This is a genomic window from Streptomyces sp. NPDC021020, assembly GCF_044333285.1.
In the GTDB taxonomy this organism is placed as follows: domain Bacteria; phylum Actinomycetota; class Actinomycetes; order Streptomycetales; family Streptomycetaceae; genus Actinacidiphila.
Genome location: NZ_JBIRQQ010000002.1, coordinates 182,169 through 195,548 on the forward strand (window position 1 = coordinate 182,169; position 13,380 = coordinate 195,548).

Annotated in this window: 10 protein-coding genes; 4 read left to right on the forward strand and 6 right to left on the reverse strand. The window is 73.8% G+C overall.

What is annotated here, in order from left to right; all coding sequences use genetic code 11:
- Positions 1 to 35 precede the first annotated feature (35 nt).
- The 4 genes from ACH4SL_RS05195 (at position 36) to ACH4SL_RS05210 (ending at position 4,646) form a co-directional block, all read left to right on the forward strand.
- The gene (locus ACH4SL_RS05195) at positions 36 to 1,166 is read left to right on the forward strand and encodes an XdhC family protein (protein ID WP_398442047.1); all 1,131 of its coding nucleotides are present in this window, start codon (positions 36 to 38) and stop codon (positions 1,164 to 1,166) included.
- 101 nt (positions 1,167 to 1,267) lie between these two features.
- A complete protein-coding gene (locus ACH4SL_RS05200) occupies positions 1,268 to 1,876 on the forward strand; it encodes an ArsR/SmtB family transcription factor (protein ID WP_398442048.1) in 609 nt (202 codons plus the stop codon).
- Positions 1,873 to 3,195: an MFS transporter gene (locus tag ACH4SL_RS05205; RefSeq protein ID WP_398442049.1), complete on the forward strand. Its 1,323-nt coding sequence runs from the start codon at positions 1,873 to 1,875 to the stop codon at positions 3,193 to 3,195. Before ACH4SL_RS05200 ends, ACH4SL_RS05205 begins: the two co-directional genes overlap by 4 nt.
- A 347-nt stretch (positions 3,196 to 3,542) precedes the next feature.
- Complete coding sequence (locus tag ACH4SL_RS05210) at positions 3,543 to 4,646, forward strand: winged helix DNA-binding domain-containing protein (protein ID WP_398442050.1); 1,104 nt, start codon at positions 3,543 to 3,545, stop codon at positions 4,644 to 4,646.
- A 32-nt stretch (positions 4,647 to 4,678) separates the two neighbouring features.
- Here the strand turns inward: ACH4SL_RS05210 and ACH4SL_RS05215 are convergent, their stop codons facing one another.
- From ACH4SL_RS05215 to ACH4SL_RS05240, 6 genes are all read right to left on the reverse strand, one after another.
- Positions 4,679 to 6,679, reverse strand: a complete 2,001-nt coding sequence (locus tag ACH4SL_RS05215) for a sigma-70 family RNA polymerase sigma factor (protein ID WP_398442051.1) — start codon at positions 6,677 to 6,679, stop codon at positions 4,679 to 4,681.
- A gap of 125 nt (positions 6,680 to 6,804) precedes the next feature.
- The gene (locus ACH4SL_RS05220; RefSeq protein ID WP_398442678.1) at positions 6,805 to 8,229 is read right to left on the reverse strand and encodes a cellulose binding domain-containing protein; all 1,425 of its coding nucleotides are present in this window, start codon (positions 8,227 to 8,229) and stop codon (positions 6,805 to 6,807) included.
- Between the two features lie 177 nt (positions 8,230 to 8,406).
- Positions 8,407 to 9,927 (reverse strand): beta-N-acetylhexosaminidase, encoded by a 1,521-nt coding sequence (locus tag ACH4SL_RS05225; RefSeq protein ID WP_398442052.1) that lies wholly within the window; start codon positions 9,925 to 9,927, stop codon positions 8,407 to 8,409.
- Between the two features lie 99 nt (positions 9,928 to 10,026).
- The gene (locus ACH4SL_RS05230) at positions 10,027 to 10,884 is read right to left on the reverse strand and encodes a carbohydrate ABC transporter permease (RefSeq protein ID WP_398442053.1); all 858 of its coding nucleotides are present in this window, start codon (positions 10,882 to 10,884) and stop codon (positions 10,027 to 10,029) included.
- Between the two features lie 29 nt (positions 10,885 to 10,913).
- Complete coding sequence (locus ACH4SL_RS05235) at positions 10,914 to 11,858, reverse strand: carbohydrate ABC transporter permease (protein WP_398442679.1); 945 nt, start codon at positions 11,856 to 11,858, stop codon at positions 10,914 to 10,916.
- Between the two features lie 112 nt (positions 11,859 to 11,970).
- Positions 11,971 to 13,260 carry an extracellular solute-binding protein gene (locus tag ACH4SL_RS05240; protein ID WP_398442054.1) on the reverse strand — a complete coding sequence of 430 codons (1,290 nt, stop codon included), beginning with the start codon at positions 13,258 to 13,260 and terminating at the stop codon, positions 11,971 to 11,973.
- Positions 13,261 to 13,380 lie beyond the last annotated feature (120 nt).

A 13,380-nucleotide genomic window follows, 5' to 3' on the forward strand; every position in this document is an offset into this window, starting at 1 on the left:
CGCCCGACGACCGACCGCCCGAGGAGGTGAGCGCGATGCTGGACATCGCGGCCGACCTGCACCGGTGGTGCGCCGCGGGCCGGTCCTTCGCGGTGGCGACGGTCGTGGCCGTCAGCGGCAGCGCGCCGCGGCCGCCCGGGGCCGCGCTCGCCGTCGACGAGGACGGCGCCGCCCTCGGCAGCGTGTCCGGGGGCTGCGTGGAGGCCGACGTCTACCTGCTGTGCCAGGAGGCCCTGGCCGCGGGGGAGTCGGCGCGCCCGCTGCTGCGCCGCTACGGCTGGTCCGACGACGACGCCTTCGCCGTGGGCCTGACCTGCGGCGGCGAGATCGACGTCCTCGTCCAGCGCGTCGACCCCGCCGCCCGCCCCGAAGTCGCCGCGGCGCTGGCCGCGTTCGCCGCGGGCGAGGTGTCGGCGCTCGCCCGGATCGTGGCGGGCCCCGCCGAACTCCTGGGCCGCGCCCTCCTCGTACGCCCGGACCTGCGTGACGAGGGCGGCCTCGGCGACGAGCGGCTCGACGCCACCGCGGCCGCCATGACCCGCGCGCTGCTCGCCGCCGGGCGCACCGGCACCTTCGTGATCGGCGCGGACGGCAGCAACTGCGGCGAGCCGCTGACGCTGCTGGCCGAGTCGCACGCCGCGCCGCCGCGGATGCTGGTGTTCGGGGCGACCGACGTCGCCGCGGCGCTCGCCCGCGCCGGGTCCTTCCTCGGCTACCGCGTCACGGTCTGCGACGCGCGGCCCGTCTTCACCACACCGCGGCGCTTCCCGGACGCGGCCGAGGTCGTCGTCGACCACCCCGACCGCTACCTCGGCGCCGAAGCCGCGGCGGGCCGCCTCGACGCCCGTACGGCGGTGTGCGTCCTCACCCACGACACCCGCTTCGACGTGCCCGTCCTGGCCCGGGCGCTGCGCCTGCCGGTCGGCTACGTCGGGGCGATGGGCTCGCGCCGCACCCACACCGACCGCATGGCCCGGCTGCGCGCGGCCGGCGTCCCCGCCGCCGCCCTGGCCCGGCTGCGCTCCCCGATCGGCCTCGGCCTCGGCGCCCGGACACCGGAGGAGACGGCGCTGTCGATCACCGCCGAGATCCTGGCGTGCCGCACCGGCGCCACGGGGGCGCCGCTGACCGGCGCATCGACGCCGATCCACGCCCTGCCCGCCTGACCGCGCCCGTACGGCTCCCCTGGGCGCGGCCCGCCCATCATGCAGAGACTCCTCTGCAGAGGACTCTATGCAGAGTATCCTCTGCACCCTAGACTGCCCCCATGCCCGACACGACCCCGCCCGACGCACCCGTCCCCCCGCGGCCCACCCGCCGTATCGACGCCCGCAGCCTGCGCGGGCTCGCCCACCCGCTGCGGATGAAGATCTTCGAACTCCTCAGCCTGGACGGCCCCGCCACCGCCACCACCCTCGCCGAGCGCCTCGGCGAGAACACCGGCACCGTCAGCTGGCACCTGCGGCATCTCGCCGAGCACGACTTCATCGAGGAGGAGGTCGGCCGCGGCACCAAGCGGGAGCGCTGGTGGCGCCGGGTGGACACCACCAACGAGCTCAACAGCGCCGACTTCCGCGACGACCCCGACAGCCGCGGCGCCTTCGGCGTCTACCTGCACGAACTGCTGCACCAGTACTTCAACCGCGTCACCGCCTACGTCAACGAGGACTGGGACACCGACTGGCGCACCGCCGGCTCCATCGCCGACTGGCGCGACCTGCGGCTCACACCCGACCAGCTCAGGGCGCTCAACGCGGAACTCGCGGCCGTCGTCGCACGCCACACCCCCGCCCCCGACGCCGAACCCGCGCCCGACGCGCTCCCCGTCGTCGTCCAGCTGCAGGCCTTCCCCCGCCGGCCCCGGGGCACCGGATGAACCGCGGCGGCCTGCTGCGCCGCCACCGCGACTTCCGCCTGCTCTGGTGCGGCGAGACCGCGGGCAAGTTCGGCGCGTCCGTCACCGGGGTGTCGATGCCGCTGGTCGCCGTCTCCACGCTGCACGCCGGGACGTTCGAGGTCGGGCTGCTCGGCGCCGCCGCCTGGGCGCCCTGGCTGCTCGTCGGACTGCCGGTCGGCGCATGGGTGGACCGGCTGCCGCGCCGCCCGGTCATGATGTCCTCGGCCGCGCTCTCCCTCGCGCTCTTCGCCTCCGCGCCCCTCGCCGCGCGGTGCGGGCTGCTGAGCATGGGGCTGCTCCTCGCGGTGGCCCTGCTGGCGGGCACCGCGGCCGTCTTCTTCCAGACCGCCTACACCGCCTACCTCCCCACCCTCCTGGAGCCCGCCGACCAGCCCGAGGGCAACGCCAAACTGCACGGCAGCGCCTCCGCCGCGCAATTCGCCGGGCTCGGCTCCGGCGGCGTGATCGCGCAGCTCGCCGGAGCGGTGAACGGGCTGTTCGCCAATGCCGCGACCTTTCTCGTCTCCCTCCTCTGCCTGGCCGGCATCCGCCACCGGGAGCCCCGCGCCACCCGCGCCCGCCGCCGCGGATCGCTGGCCCGCGAGGTCCGCGCGGGCCTGCGCCTCATCGCGGGCGACCCCTGGTTCCGCACCTTCACCCTCTTCGGAGCCGCCTCCAACCTGGTCCTCATGGGCTACCAGTCCCTGCAGGTCGTCTTCCTCGTCCGCACCGTCGGCCTGCCCCCCGGCCTCGTCGGCACGCTCATCGCCGCCACGAGCACGGGCGGCGTCGCCGGAGCGTTCACCGCCCGCCGGGTCGCCCACCGCATCGGCACCGCCCGCGCCACGCTGCTCTTCGAACTGGCCGTCCCCGTCCTCGCCCTGCTCATGCCACTCACCACCCCCGGCGCCGGCGTCCTGCTCTTCGTGGCCGGCGGCTTCTGCGTCACCGCGGGTGTCGTCGCCGGCAACGTCATCAAGGCGAGCTTCCAGCAGCGCTACTGCCCGCCCGAACTCCTCGGCCGCCTCACCGCGAGCACGGCTTTCCTCGGCTACGGCACGATTCCGCTCGGCGCGCTGTTCGGCGGCGCTCTCGGTACGGCTCTCGGCGCCCGCGCCGCGATGGCCGTCATGACGGCGGGCATCCCGCTCGCGGCGCTGATCCTGGCCCTGTCCCCAATCCGCACCGTCCGCGACCTCCCGACGGGGCCGGGCCCCCTCGCCCCCGCACCCGGCGCTGGGCGCCTCCGGCGCGGTGTTTCCCACCCGCACCACCCGTGCAGATCGGATGTCGACTGACGGTCTTCCCGTGGGGCTCGGTCGCCATCGGCGGCGAGCCCGCCGTTGTGTGGCTATCGGCGGGGAGCCGCAGCCCCCGTCTTTCTCACCCCCACCGGGCGGAACGCCGCCAACGCTCCCGGAGGGGGACGGTCCGGGGTGCCCCCGCAGGAATGCGCACCCGGGAGCCGCCACCCGACGCATGAGGTCGGACGCGCATTCCGAGGAGGTGCCCCGGGGCGGCACCCGACCCACCCACCGGTGGCACCGGCAGACGGCCAAGCACCCGCACGGGTGGGCGGGGCGGGCAAAACAAAGACAACCAACGCGGACCGCACCTGTCCGCATCGCCCCCTACCGTAAAGCCCATGCCCCTCAGCCAGCGCACGCTCAACCGCACGCTCCTCACCCGCCAGCACCTCCTCCACCGCGCCGGGCCGGCAACCACCGCGGAGGGCGTCGTCGCGCATCTGCTGGGCATGCAGTCGCAGGTGCCCTCCTCCCCGTACCCGGGGCTGTGGAGCCGGCTCGACGGCTTCGACGTCGCCGAGTTGGGGCGGCTGCTCACCGAACGGCGCGTCGTCCGGCTGGCGATGATGCGCAGCACCGTGCATCTGGTCACGGCGCGGGACGCGTTGGGGTTGCGGCCGTGGCTGGCACCGATGCTGCGGCGGTCGTTCGCGAACTCGCAGTGGGCGAAGGGGCTCGCGGGGGTGGACGAGGCCGCGCTGACCGCGGAGGGCCGCGCGCTGCTGCGCGAGAAGCCGCGCACCCCCGCGGAGTTGCGCGCGGCGCTCGCGCCCCGCTTCCCCGCCGCGGATCCGGCGGCGCTGGTGCACGCGCTGCGCTCGTGGCTGCCCCTCGTGCAGTTGCCGCCCCGCGGGGTGTGGGGCGCGAACGGCGGGACGACGTACGGCCTGCTGGACGAGTGGCTCGGGGCCGAGCAGGCGAGGGCGGCGCAGCCGGCGGACAGCGCGGACGTCGTCCGCCGCTACCTCGCCGCCTTCGGCCCCGCCGCCCCCGCGGACCTCCAGAAGTGGTCCGGTCTGACGGGCCTGAAGTCCGCCTTCTCCGGGCTGGACCTGCGCACGTACACGGCCGAGGACGGCCGGGAGCTGTACGACCTGCCGGACGCCGAACTGACCGACTCCGACGTGCCGGTGACGGCCCGCTTCGTCGCCGACTTCGACAACGTCCTGCTGGCGCACGCCGACCGGACCCGTATCGTGCCGGAGGCGCACCGCTCGCGGGTCATGACGGTGAACGGCATCGTGCGCGGCACGATCCTGGTCGACGGCTTCGTGGCCGGCACGTGGCGCTTTGCGCGGGCGAAGGGCACGGCGGCGGTGGAGGTCACGCACTTCGCCCCGCTGTCCGCGGCCGACCGCACATCGCTGACGTCCGAGGCCCTGCGCCTGCTGGCGACGACGGACCCGGAAGCAACGCCTGAGGTGACGTTCACCGCCGGATAAGCCCCCCGCGACAGCCGGTGGCCCCCGGCAACCTACTTCGCCGACTCGAACGCCCGCCCTGCGGCCGTCTCGGCCGCGCCGCTGCGGAAGAGCCCGCTGCTGGGCTTCGTGTCGTCCGCCCCGAGGCCGAACCACGCGTAGCGCTGGAGGTACGGCAGCCCGTCGAGCATCTTCGTCGCCGACGTCACGAACGCGGCCTGCTGCGCGTCGGTCGGGAAGCGCGTGCCGTCGGAGAAGTCGATGAGGGCGAATTCGGTGAGCCAGATCGGCTTGTGGTAGCGGTTGTACACCGCCTGGAGGTAGGACTTGAGCTGGGCGACCGCCTCGGGGGTGCGGAAGTCGCCGCCGTACCAGTGCAGGGCGACGAAGTCGACGCGGTAGCCCTTCGACTTCGCCCCGGACATGAAGCGGTCCAGCCAGCCGCCCGGGGTGTCGCCGCCGTACGCGACGGCGGGGCTGCCCAGCACCTTCCCGCTGGCCATGAGCTTCGGCCACAGCGAGAGCGCCTGGTCCACGCTCATGTTGGACTGGGCGGACATGTCGGGCTCGTTGAAGCCCAGCAGGTACGGGCCGGCCTTCTTCGCCTGGGCGAGCGAGGCCGCGTCGGTGCTCGCCGAGCCCCAGACCATCGGGACGAAGCCGGGGCCGCTGACGCCGCTGTGGGTGGTGGACCAGGTGTAATACCAGCTCGCGCCGGACTTGCCGAGGGCGGAGTCGACCCCGTCGAAGGACCAGACGCCGACGCCCTTGCGGGTCGAGGACGCGGGGGCGGCGGGCGGCGCGGCTTTGGCCGGGGCGTGGGTGGCGGCCTTGCGGGTGGGCGTGGCGGAGGAACGGCTCGGGGTGGGCGTGGCCGTCGTGGGGGACGGCGCGGTGCTGGTGGGCGCGGCGGCGGGCGCGGTGCTGCTCGCCGTGGGGCGCGGTGTGGCGGAGGCGTCGGCGGCGGGTGCGGAGCCGCCGCCCGCGGAGAGGTGGACGGCCAGCAGCGCGCCCGCCGCGACCGCGGCGACGGTGCCAGCCGCGGCGGTGGTCACCCCGGCGGGGCCGTGCAGCAGCCGGGGCCTGGCCCGGTGTCCGTGCCGCGCACCGCTCCGGCGTGGGGGGTGCCCCGGAGCGGTGCGCGGGGCCGCGGCATGGGACGCGGCCTGGGTGGGGGGTGTGTGCGCGGGCCCTGCGAGGCCCGCGGGGTCGACGGCACCCGAGCCGGCCGCGGAGCCTGCGGCGGCCCCGGAGCCCGCCGCGTGGCCGAGGCCGAGCCCGATCGGCACCGGCAGCAGCGGCAGCCCGCTCAGCAGCCGGTCCATCGGCAGCAGCCCGCCGGTCCGCGCGGTGCAGTCGGCGCAGCCGCGGATGTGCCGGGCCAGGCGCTTGCGCCACAGCGGGCTCGGCACCCCGTCCCACCCGGCGGCGGCGTGCCGCAGCCCGTCGCAGGGCTGGGCGGCGCCGAGGGCGCGGACGACCGCGCGGGAGACGTCCAGTTGCTCCTTCATGCGCTGGACCTTGACCGCCGCGTGCTGCCTGGACAGGCCGAGCGCGTCCGCGAGTTCGGCGCGGCCGAGGTCGCCGGTCTCCTCCAGCCACCACAGCGCGAGCAGCGTGCGGTCGTCGCCGTCGAGCCAGCGGGTCGCCTCGGCGATCTCCCGCCGCTGGTCGGTGAGGCCGAGCCGCAGGATGGTGAGGGCGGCGAAGTCGGAGGCGGGGTCGGGTATCAGCTCGGCGGCGTCGAGAGCCGTCTGGTGGTGCCAGGACGCCTTGCGGGCCTGCTCGCGGTCGCGCACCTGGCGTACGGCGATGGCCACCAGCCAGGAGCGGAAGGCCGCCGGGTCGCGCAGCCCGTCCAGGCCGCGGACGACCCGCAGCAGCGTCTCCTGCACCACGTCGTCGACGTCGTCGTGCCCGTCGAGCGCGCGGCCCACGATGTTGTAGACCAGCGGCAGGCACTGCGCGACCAGCCGGTCGAGGGCCTGCTGGTCGCCCGCTCGCGCGGCCGTCACCAGCGCGGGGTCGGGTCCGACACGGCCGTCTGCGCGCATGCTGCTCCGTTCCGATCTTCCGTCGTCCATGGTCCGTCGGTGCCGTCCGGGACGGCACCTCCCCCGGACAGGAGACGGTGCCACGCCCGGCGGATAACGGAAACCCGCCGGGCGCGGCTCATGGCTCACGGATTGGGCACGGTGTCCGTGAACGCGGTGCCCGCCGTGCGGTAGCCGGCGACGCGGGAGTTGACCTGCGCGGGGGTCAGCACCTGGTCCTTGACGAAGACGACGTAGTCGACCTGCTCGTGGTAGGAGCGCGACGTGCTGCTGGTCTGGCCCGTGAGGTCGATGAGCCAGTGGTTGAAGTCGATCCACTGCGGCGTCTCGGGCAGGTTGGGCTCGCCGTGCGTGGCGACGACCTGGCCGTCGATGTAGTAGGTGATGTTGGTGTTGTCGATGGTGATCTGGAGGTCGTGCCAGCCGTTGAGGCTGCCGTACTGCTGCCCGTGGGTGTTGACGGCGTTCCACGGGTCGGGGTTGTACGTCTCCCAGGACGTCTCGTACATGATGTTCTGCGTCTCGCCCCAGCCGCCGTTGGGCAGGTACTCGAAGTCCTGCTCGCTGTAGTCGGGATCCATGGGCGCGTTGAGCGGGGTGAAGGTGAAGAAGGTCTGGTTGATGTGGTCGCCGTCCGGGCCGCTGTCCGGGGAGTCGCCGAAGCGGACCCGGGCCGCGTACGTACCGTTCTTGAACTTCCGGGCGGTGGTCTGGAGTTCGGTCTCCCGGGTGCCGGAAGCGGTGCCGTCGGTGGTGAGTTTGAGGTCCATGACGCGGTTGCTGCCGTCGGCGGCGAAGGTGATGTCGCCGGGCGCCCAGGTCGCGCCCGCCACGCCGGGGCCGCCCTGGCCGGACTTGACCGTCCAGCCGTGCTGCGAAATGGCCGCGTCCGAGCTGGAGTTGTAGGAGAAGTCGTCGAAGAGCGCGGGCGCGCCCGGGTCGTCGCCGCCGCCTCCGGAGGTGGGCGGGGTCGTCGGCGGGGTGGTGGGCGGCGACGTGGGGTCGTTGCCCGCGGGGGCGGTGCCGAAGACGACCGAGCCGTTGTCCTGCACGGTGATCTTCGGCCAGTTCGCGTACGAGGTCTGGCTGCCGCCGAAGGAGTAGTCGTCGGACTGGGTGAGGGTCTGCCAGTCGGCGCGGTAGAAGCGCAGCTGCATGTCGCCGGTGCTCTGGCCGGGGGCCAGCGAGCCGGCGCCCGAGGTGAAGCCGATCTCCAGGTAGCGGTCGGCGGTCGCGGTGGGGTGGGCGAGGGTTCCGAAGGTGCCGGTGATGTTCGCACAGCCCTTGACGGCCCAGGAGCAGGCGAAGCGGTAGGAGACGGAGGGGCCGTCGGACTTGAAGTAGTAGCGCAGGGTGACCTGGTTGAGCGGTACGGACGCGCTGCCGGTGTTGGTGACCTGGAGCCAGGGCTCCGACTGGTCGGCGGTCGCGCCCGTCGCACTGGTGCGGTACTGCGCGGTCAGCGCGTCCTGGGCGGCGGAGGCGGGCAGCGCGGTGAGGGCCGCGCAGCCGAGCCCGGCGGCCGCGCACAGCGCCATGGCGGCGCGCATGCGGACCGGGCGGCGGCGTGGGGTGCGTGCGGTGGTGCTTCGTGCGGTCGTACCTGACACGGTGATCCCTTTCCAGTGGGGTGGTTGGGTCCGGTGGCCAAGTGGGCCGAGGGGAGGGAGATGGTGCACGCCGGGCTCGGGGCCCGGCGGGTCGGGGGCCGCGCGGCGTCCGGCGCTTCAGCGCGGGGAGGCCGGGGAGACGGTCGCGGGGGCGGCGTCGGGGTCGCGGCGGTGGTGCACGCGCAGCGCGTCCAGCCGGGACTGGTGGGCGGGCAGCGCGGGGCGGAAGTCGGCGCTCCAGCGGCTGGCCGGGTTCCACGCCCGGTCGGCGAGCGCGGCCAGCCGCGGGAAGGCGAGGTATTCGGCCTGGGCGGCGGTCGTCACGTACTCCGTCCACAGCTGCCCCTGCGTGCCGAGCACCCGGGCGGCGGCCTCCGGCTCCCAGTCGGGCGGGACGACGTCGCCGGCGTGCACCGTGCGCAGGTCCAGCACCCCGCCTGCCTGGCCGGGCGGCTCGTCGGGGCCGGCGGCCTGCGGGTAGTCCAGGTAGGTGGAGCGGTAGGGCGTCATGACGACGTCGTGGCCGCGCCGGGCGGCGGCGAGCCCGTGGTCGGCGTCCCGCCACGGCATGACGGTGAAGTCCGCGGGCGGCGCGCCCGAGTCCTCCGCCCAGCACACCGGGAGCCGGCCCTGCGCCAGCAGGAAGTCGCCGACCTGGCCGAGGAACCAGCCGTGCAGGGCCTTGGGCGACTCCAGGCCCAGCCGCGCCGCCCGCTCGCGCGCCGCCGCGCCCGTCTCCCACTCGGTGACGGGGCATTCGTCGCCGCCGATGTGCACGTAGCGGGACGGGAAGACGTCCAGCACCTCGCCGAGCACCGTGCGGCAGAAGTCCAGCACCTCGTCGTGGACGCCGAGCACGGTGTCGCACACGCCCCACTCGGTCCACACGTCCAGCTGCCGCCCGGGGACGTTGCCCAGCTCCGGGTACGCCGCGAGCGCCGCCCGGGTGTGCCCCGGCATCTCGATCTCCGGCACCACGGTGACCCCGCGCTCCGCGGCGTACGCGACCAGGCCGCGCAGCTCGGCCGCGGTGTAGGCGCCCTCGTGCGGGGTGTCGCCGCCGCGCCGCCCGCCGACCTCGGTGAGCCGCGGGAAGGCGGTGACCGGCATCCGCCAGCCCTGGTCGTCGGTGAGGTGCAGATGCAGCACGTTGAGCTTGTGGAAGGCCAGCAGGTCGGTGAAGCGGCGCAGGAAGGACACCGGGAGGAAGTGCCGCGCCACGTCCAGCATCGCGCCGCGCCACGGGTGGCGCGGCACATCGGTGATCTGCACGCCGGGGATGCGCCACGGCACCCCCGCCACCGGCTGCGCCGCCAGCGCCTCGGGCGGCAGCAGCTGGCGCAGCGTCTGCACACCGCGCAGCAGCCCCGCCGGGCGGGCCGCGCGCAGCAGCACCGCGTCGGGGCCGACGGTCAGGCCGTAGCCCTCCTCGCCGAGCCCGCCGAGCATGTCGTCGACGACCAGCACGACGTTGCCGGCCGGGGAGGGCCGCAGCGGCAGCCCGGTGGCGGGCGCGAGCAGTGTGCGCAGCAGCCGGGCCGCGCCGGCCGCGGCGCCGTCGGCCCGTACCGCGGTGGTCTCGTCGAAGGTGAAGTGGCCGGGGATCCGGGCGAATTGGGTGGGGTGCGGAATGATCACGGCAGTCGCTCTCCAGGGCAGGGCGGGGCGCGCGCTCGGCGGGGAGCGCGGAACGGGGGGGCGTACGGGGGCGGCCGGGCGTGCGGCGGCGGGGAGGGTTCAGCCCTTGACGGCTCCCGCGGTCATGCCCGAGGTCACCCGGTTCTGGAGCAGCAGGAAGACCACCAGCACCGGCAGCATGAAGAGCGACGAGGCGGCCATCGTGGCGCCCCAGTCCGTGCCGAAGACGTTGCTGAACGACGCCAGCCAGACCGGCAGCGTACGGGCGTCCTGGTTCTTGATGATCAGCGTGTTGGCGAAGGCGAACTCGTTCCACGCCGTGATGAAGCCGAACAGCGACGTCGACAGCAGGCCGGGCGCGAGCAGCGGGAAGGTCACTCGGCGGAAGGCCGCGGGCCGGGTGCAGCCGTCGACCTGCGCGGCCTCCTCCAGCTCCACCGGGATCGCGGCGAGGAAGCCGCGCAGCGTGACGATGGTGAAGGGCAGCGTCGTCATGAAGTAGACCAGCGTCAGCATCGACAGCTTGTCGAGCATGTCGGTGTCCCGCGCGATCACGTACATCGGGATCAGCAGCGCCTCCCACGGCGCCATCTGCGCGACGAACACCATCAGCAGGAAGGCGCGCCGCCCGTGCCAGCGCATCCGGCCGACCGCGAAGGCCGCGAGCAGCGCCACCACCAGCGACATCAGCACCGCGCCGAGCGTCACGGTGAGGCTGTTGCGCCAGAAGGTGCCGAAGCCGGGGGAGTCCACGGCGGTGCGGAAGTGCGCGAGCGTGGGGTGCAGCGGCAGGAAGGACGGGGTGTCGGACTGGATGTCGGCGGACGGCTTGAAAGCGGTCACCACCATCCAGTAGACGGGGAAGACGGAGACCGCCAGGGTCAGCAGCGCGGCCAGGTTGAGCGGCAGCCGGCTCGCGCGCGGCCGGCGGCGGAGCGCCCGCGGCGCCCGTGCCACCTGTGGCGCCTTACCAGTGGTCAAAGCGGTCACAGCGCGCCCTCCTGGTGGAACATCCGGCGCAGGTTGAACACGAGCGCGCCGAGCAGGATCAGTACGGTCAGGGTGGAGACGGCCGCGCCGAGGTCGTACTTGTGCAGGCTCTGGGCGATCTGGAAGGCGTAGACCGGCAGCGTCGTCGTGGCGCCGTTCGGGCCGCCCTCGCTCATCACCCAGATCTGCGTGAAGGCCTTGGCGCACCAGATCACTTCGAGCGAGGTGATGAGCGCGAACAGCGGCCGCAGCATCGGGAAGGTCACCAGCCGGAAGGTCTGCCAGGCGCCCGCGCCGTCGATCCGCGCCGACTCGTACAGCTCTGCGGGGATCGTCGTCAGGCCGCCGTAGAGGGTCAGCGCCGCGAAGGGCACGGACTGCCACACCACGAGCACCACCAGGATCGAGAAGGTGGCGGTGCCGTGCGCGAACCACGAGTAGTCGCGGTAGGAGTCGAAGCCCAGCTTGACCAGTGCCCAGTTGACCACTCCGAAACGGGACTGGAAGAGCCACTGGAAGATGGTGGTGGCGGCGATGACCGGGGTCGCCCAGGTCAGCACCAGCCCGCTCATCACCGCCAGCCGCATCCGCTTGCCGAGCCGGACCAGCATCAGGGCGACCAGCGTGCCCAGCACCATGATCAGCGCGACGTTCAGCGCGGTCCACCACACCGTGCGCCGCACGACCGTCCAGAACTCCGGATCGTCCAGCACCGTCCGGTAGTTGGCGAAGCCGGCCCAGGTCGCCCCGCCGCGGATCAGCTCCCCGAGGCCGAAGTGCTGGAAGGACATCACGATGTTCCTGACCAGTGGATAGGCCAGCAGGAACGCCGCTCCCACCACGGTCGGGGCGACCAGCAGGTAGGGCCAGAGGGCGGCGACCGCCCGGCCCCGCCGGCGGCCCTTCCGGGCCCGCGGCGGCGCCGGCGGCGGCGGATCCATGACGGCCGGCCGTGGTGCGGCGGCGGAGCGGGCGGTGGACACGGGGACTCCTCGGGTGTCGGCGGGGCGGGGCCGAGGTCCGGGCGGGCGGCCCGGACCTACGGGCGGGCGGTCAGGAGGCGGACGTGAGGGCCTTGTCGATCGCGTCGTCGGCGGTCTTGGCGGCGGTCGCCGGGTCGGCGCCGGTGAGCACCTGCGTCATGTACTGCTTGATCGGGTTGTTCGCCTCGACCGCCGCCCAGTTGGGGGAGTTGGGGGTGGCGTGGCCGTTCACCGCTCCGGCCGCCATGACCGACGCGCCCGGGTTGCCGGCCAGTACGGAGCCGAGCGAGGTGCGGTTGGGCACGTAGCTCATCGCCTTGGCCATGTCGGTCTGGAAGTCCGTGCCGGCCAGTGCCTTGACCACCTGGTAGGCCTGGTCCTGGTGCTTGGACGCGGCCGGGATCACCAGGTCGGAGCCGCCGGTGAAGACCGCGCCGGGCTTGTCGGCGGTCTTGCCGGGGATCGTGAAGAAGCCGATCTTGTCCTTCATCGCCGGGTTGGCCTGCTCGATGACCGCGGCGCCGCCGGGCACCGAGATGATCTGCGCGGTCTTGCCCTTGGCGAAGACGTCCGCCTGCAGCGGCTTGGCCTCGTCGGCGTCCTTGGGGCCCTTGCCGAGCGCCTGGAGCTGCTTGTAGAAGGCCATGCCCGCCTGCGCCTGCGGGGTGTCCAGCGCGCCCTTCCAGGAGTCGCCGTCCTTGACCGCGAGGTCGCCGCCCTCGTCCCAGACGAAGCCCGCGAGCGCGTACCAGGTCTGGCCGGGCAGGTAGATGCCGTCGTTGCCGCCGGTGTTGAGCTTGGTGGTGTCCTGGATCCACTCGTCGCGGGTCTTCGGCGGCGCGGTGATGCCGGCCTTGGCGAAGAGGTCCTTGTTGTAGATCACCACGCGGTTGGCGGCGTACCACGGGACGCCGTACTGCTTGCCGTCGATCTTGCCCGGGTCGGCGAGGCCCGGGATCCAGTCCGAGCCCTGGAGGTCGGCGACCTTGTCCGTGAGGTCCGTGACGCCGCCGCTGGCCGCGTACTGGGCGACCTGGGTGTTGCCGACCTCGATCACGTCTGGGGCGTCCTTGCTGGCCAGGGCGCTGATGATCTTCTGGCCGATGCCGTCCCACTGCTGGATCTGGATGTCCAGGGTGACGCCCTTGTGCGCGGCCTCGTAGCTGGTCTTGAACCGGCTGACCACCGCGTCCGACATGCTGTCCTGCATGAACCACACGGTGAGCTTCGCCGGGGAGTCCGAACCGCCCGCGGAGCCCGGGGACTTGTCGGAGGAGTCGGAGGACGAGCCGCCGCAGGCGGTCAGGCTCAGGGCGGCCGCGAGGGCGAGCGCGGCGGCGGGGAGAAGTCTGGATCTCACAGGAGAACGCACGGGGGTGTCACCTCGGAAGCGCAGGGCTGGTGTTTACCACTTGCAAGTGGTCTAGAGCTGTGCGCTGAAGGTGGCATAGACCACTGGTCACGTCAAGGCCCTGCGCAC

What these genes read in the sequence shown, in the direction of transcription:
- ACH4SL_RS05195 (WP_398442047.1), top strand. Translation starts at nt 36, where the DNA reads ATGCTGGACATCGCGGCCGACCTGCACCGGTGGTGCGCCGCGGGCCGG.
- ACH4SL_RS05200 (WP_398442048.1), top strand. Translation starts at nt 1,268, where the DNA reads ATGCCCGACACGACCCCGCCCGACGCACCCGTCCCCCCGCGGCCCACC.
- ACH4SL_RS05205 (WP_398442049.1), top strand. Translation starts at nt 1,873, where the DNA reads ATGAACCGCGGCGGCCTGCTGCGCCGCCACCGCGACTTCCGCCTGCTC.
- ACH4SL_RS05210 (WP_398442050.1), top strand. Translation starts at nt 3,543, where the DNA reads ATGCCCCTCAGCCAGCGCACGCTCAACCGCACGCTCCTCACCCGCCAG.
- ACH4SL_RS05215 (WP_398442051.1), bottom strand. Translation starts at nt 6,679, where the DNA reads ATGCGCGCAGACGGCCGTGTCGGACCCGACCCCGCGCTGGTGACGGCC.
- ACH4SL_RS05220 (WP_398442678.1), bottom strand. Translation starts at nt 8,229, where the DNA reads ATGCGCGCCGCCATGGCGCTGTGCGCGGCCGCCGGGCTCGGCTGCGCG.
- ACH4SL_RS05235 (WP_398442679.1), bottom strand. Translation starts at nt 11,858, where the DNA reads ATGGATCCGCCGCCGCCGGCGCCGCCGCGGGCCCGGAAGGGCCGCCGG.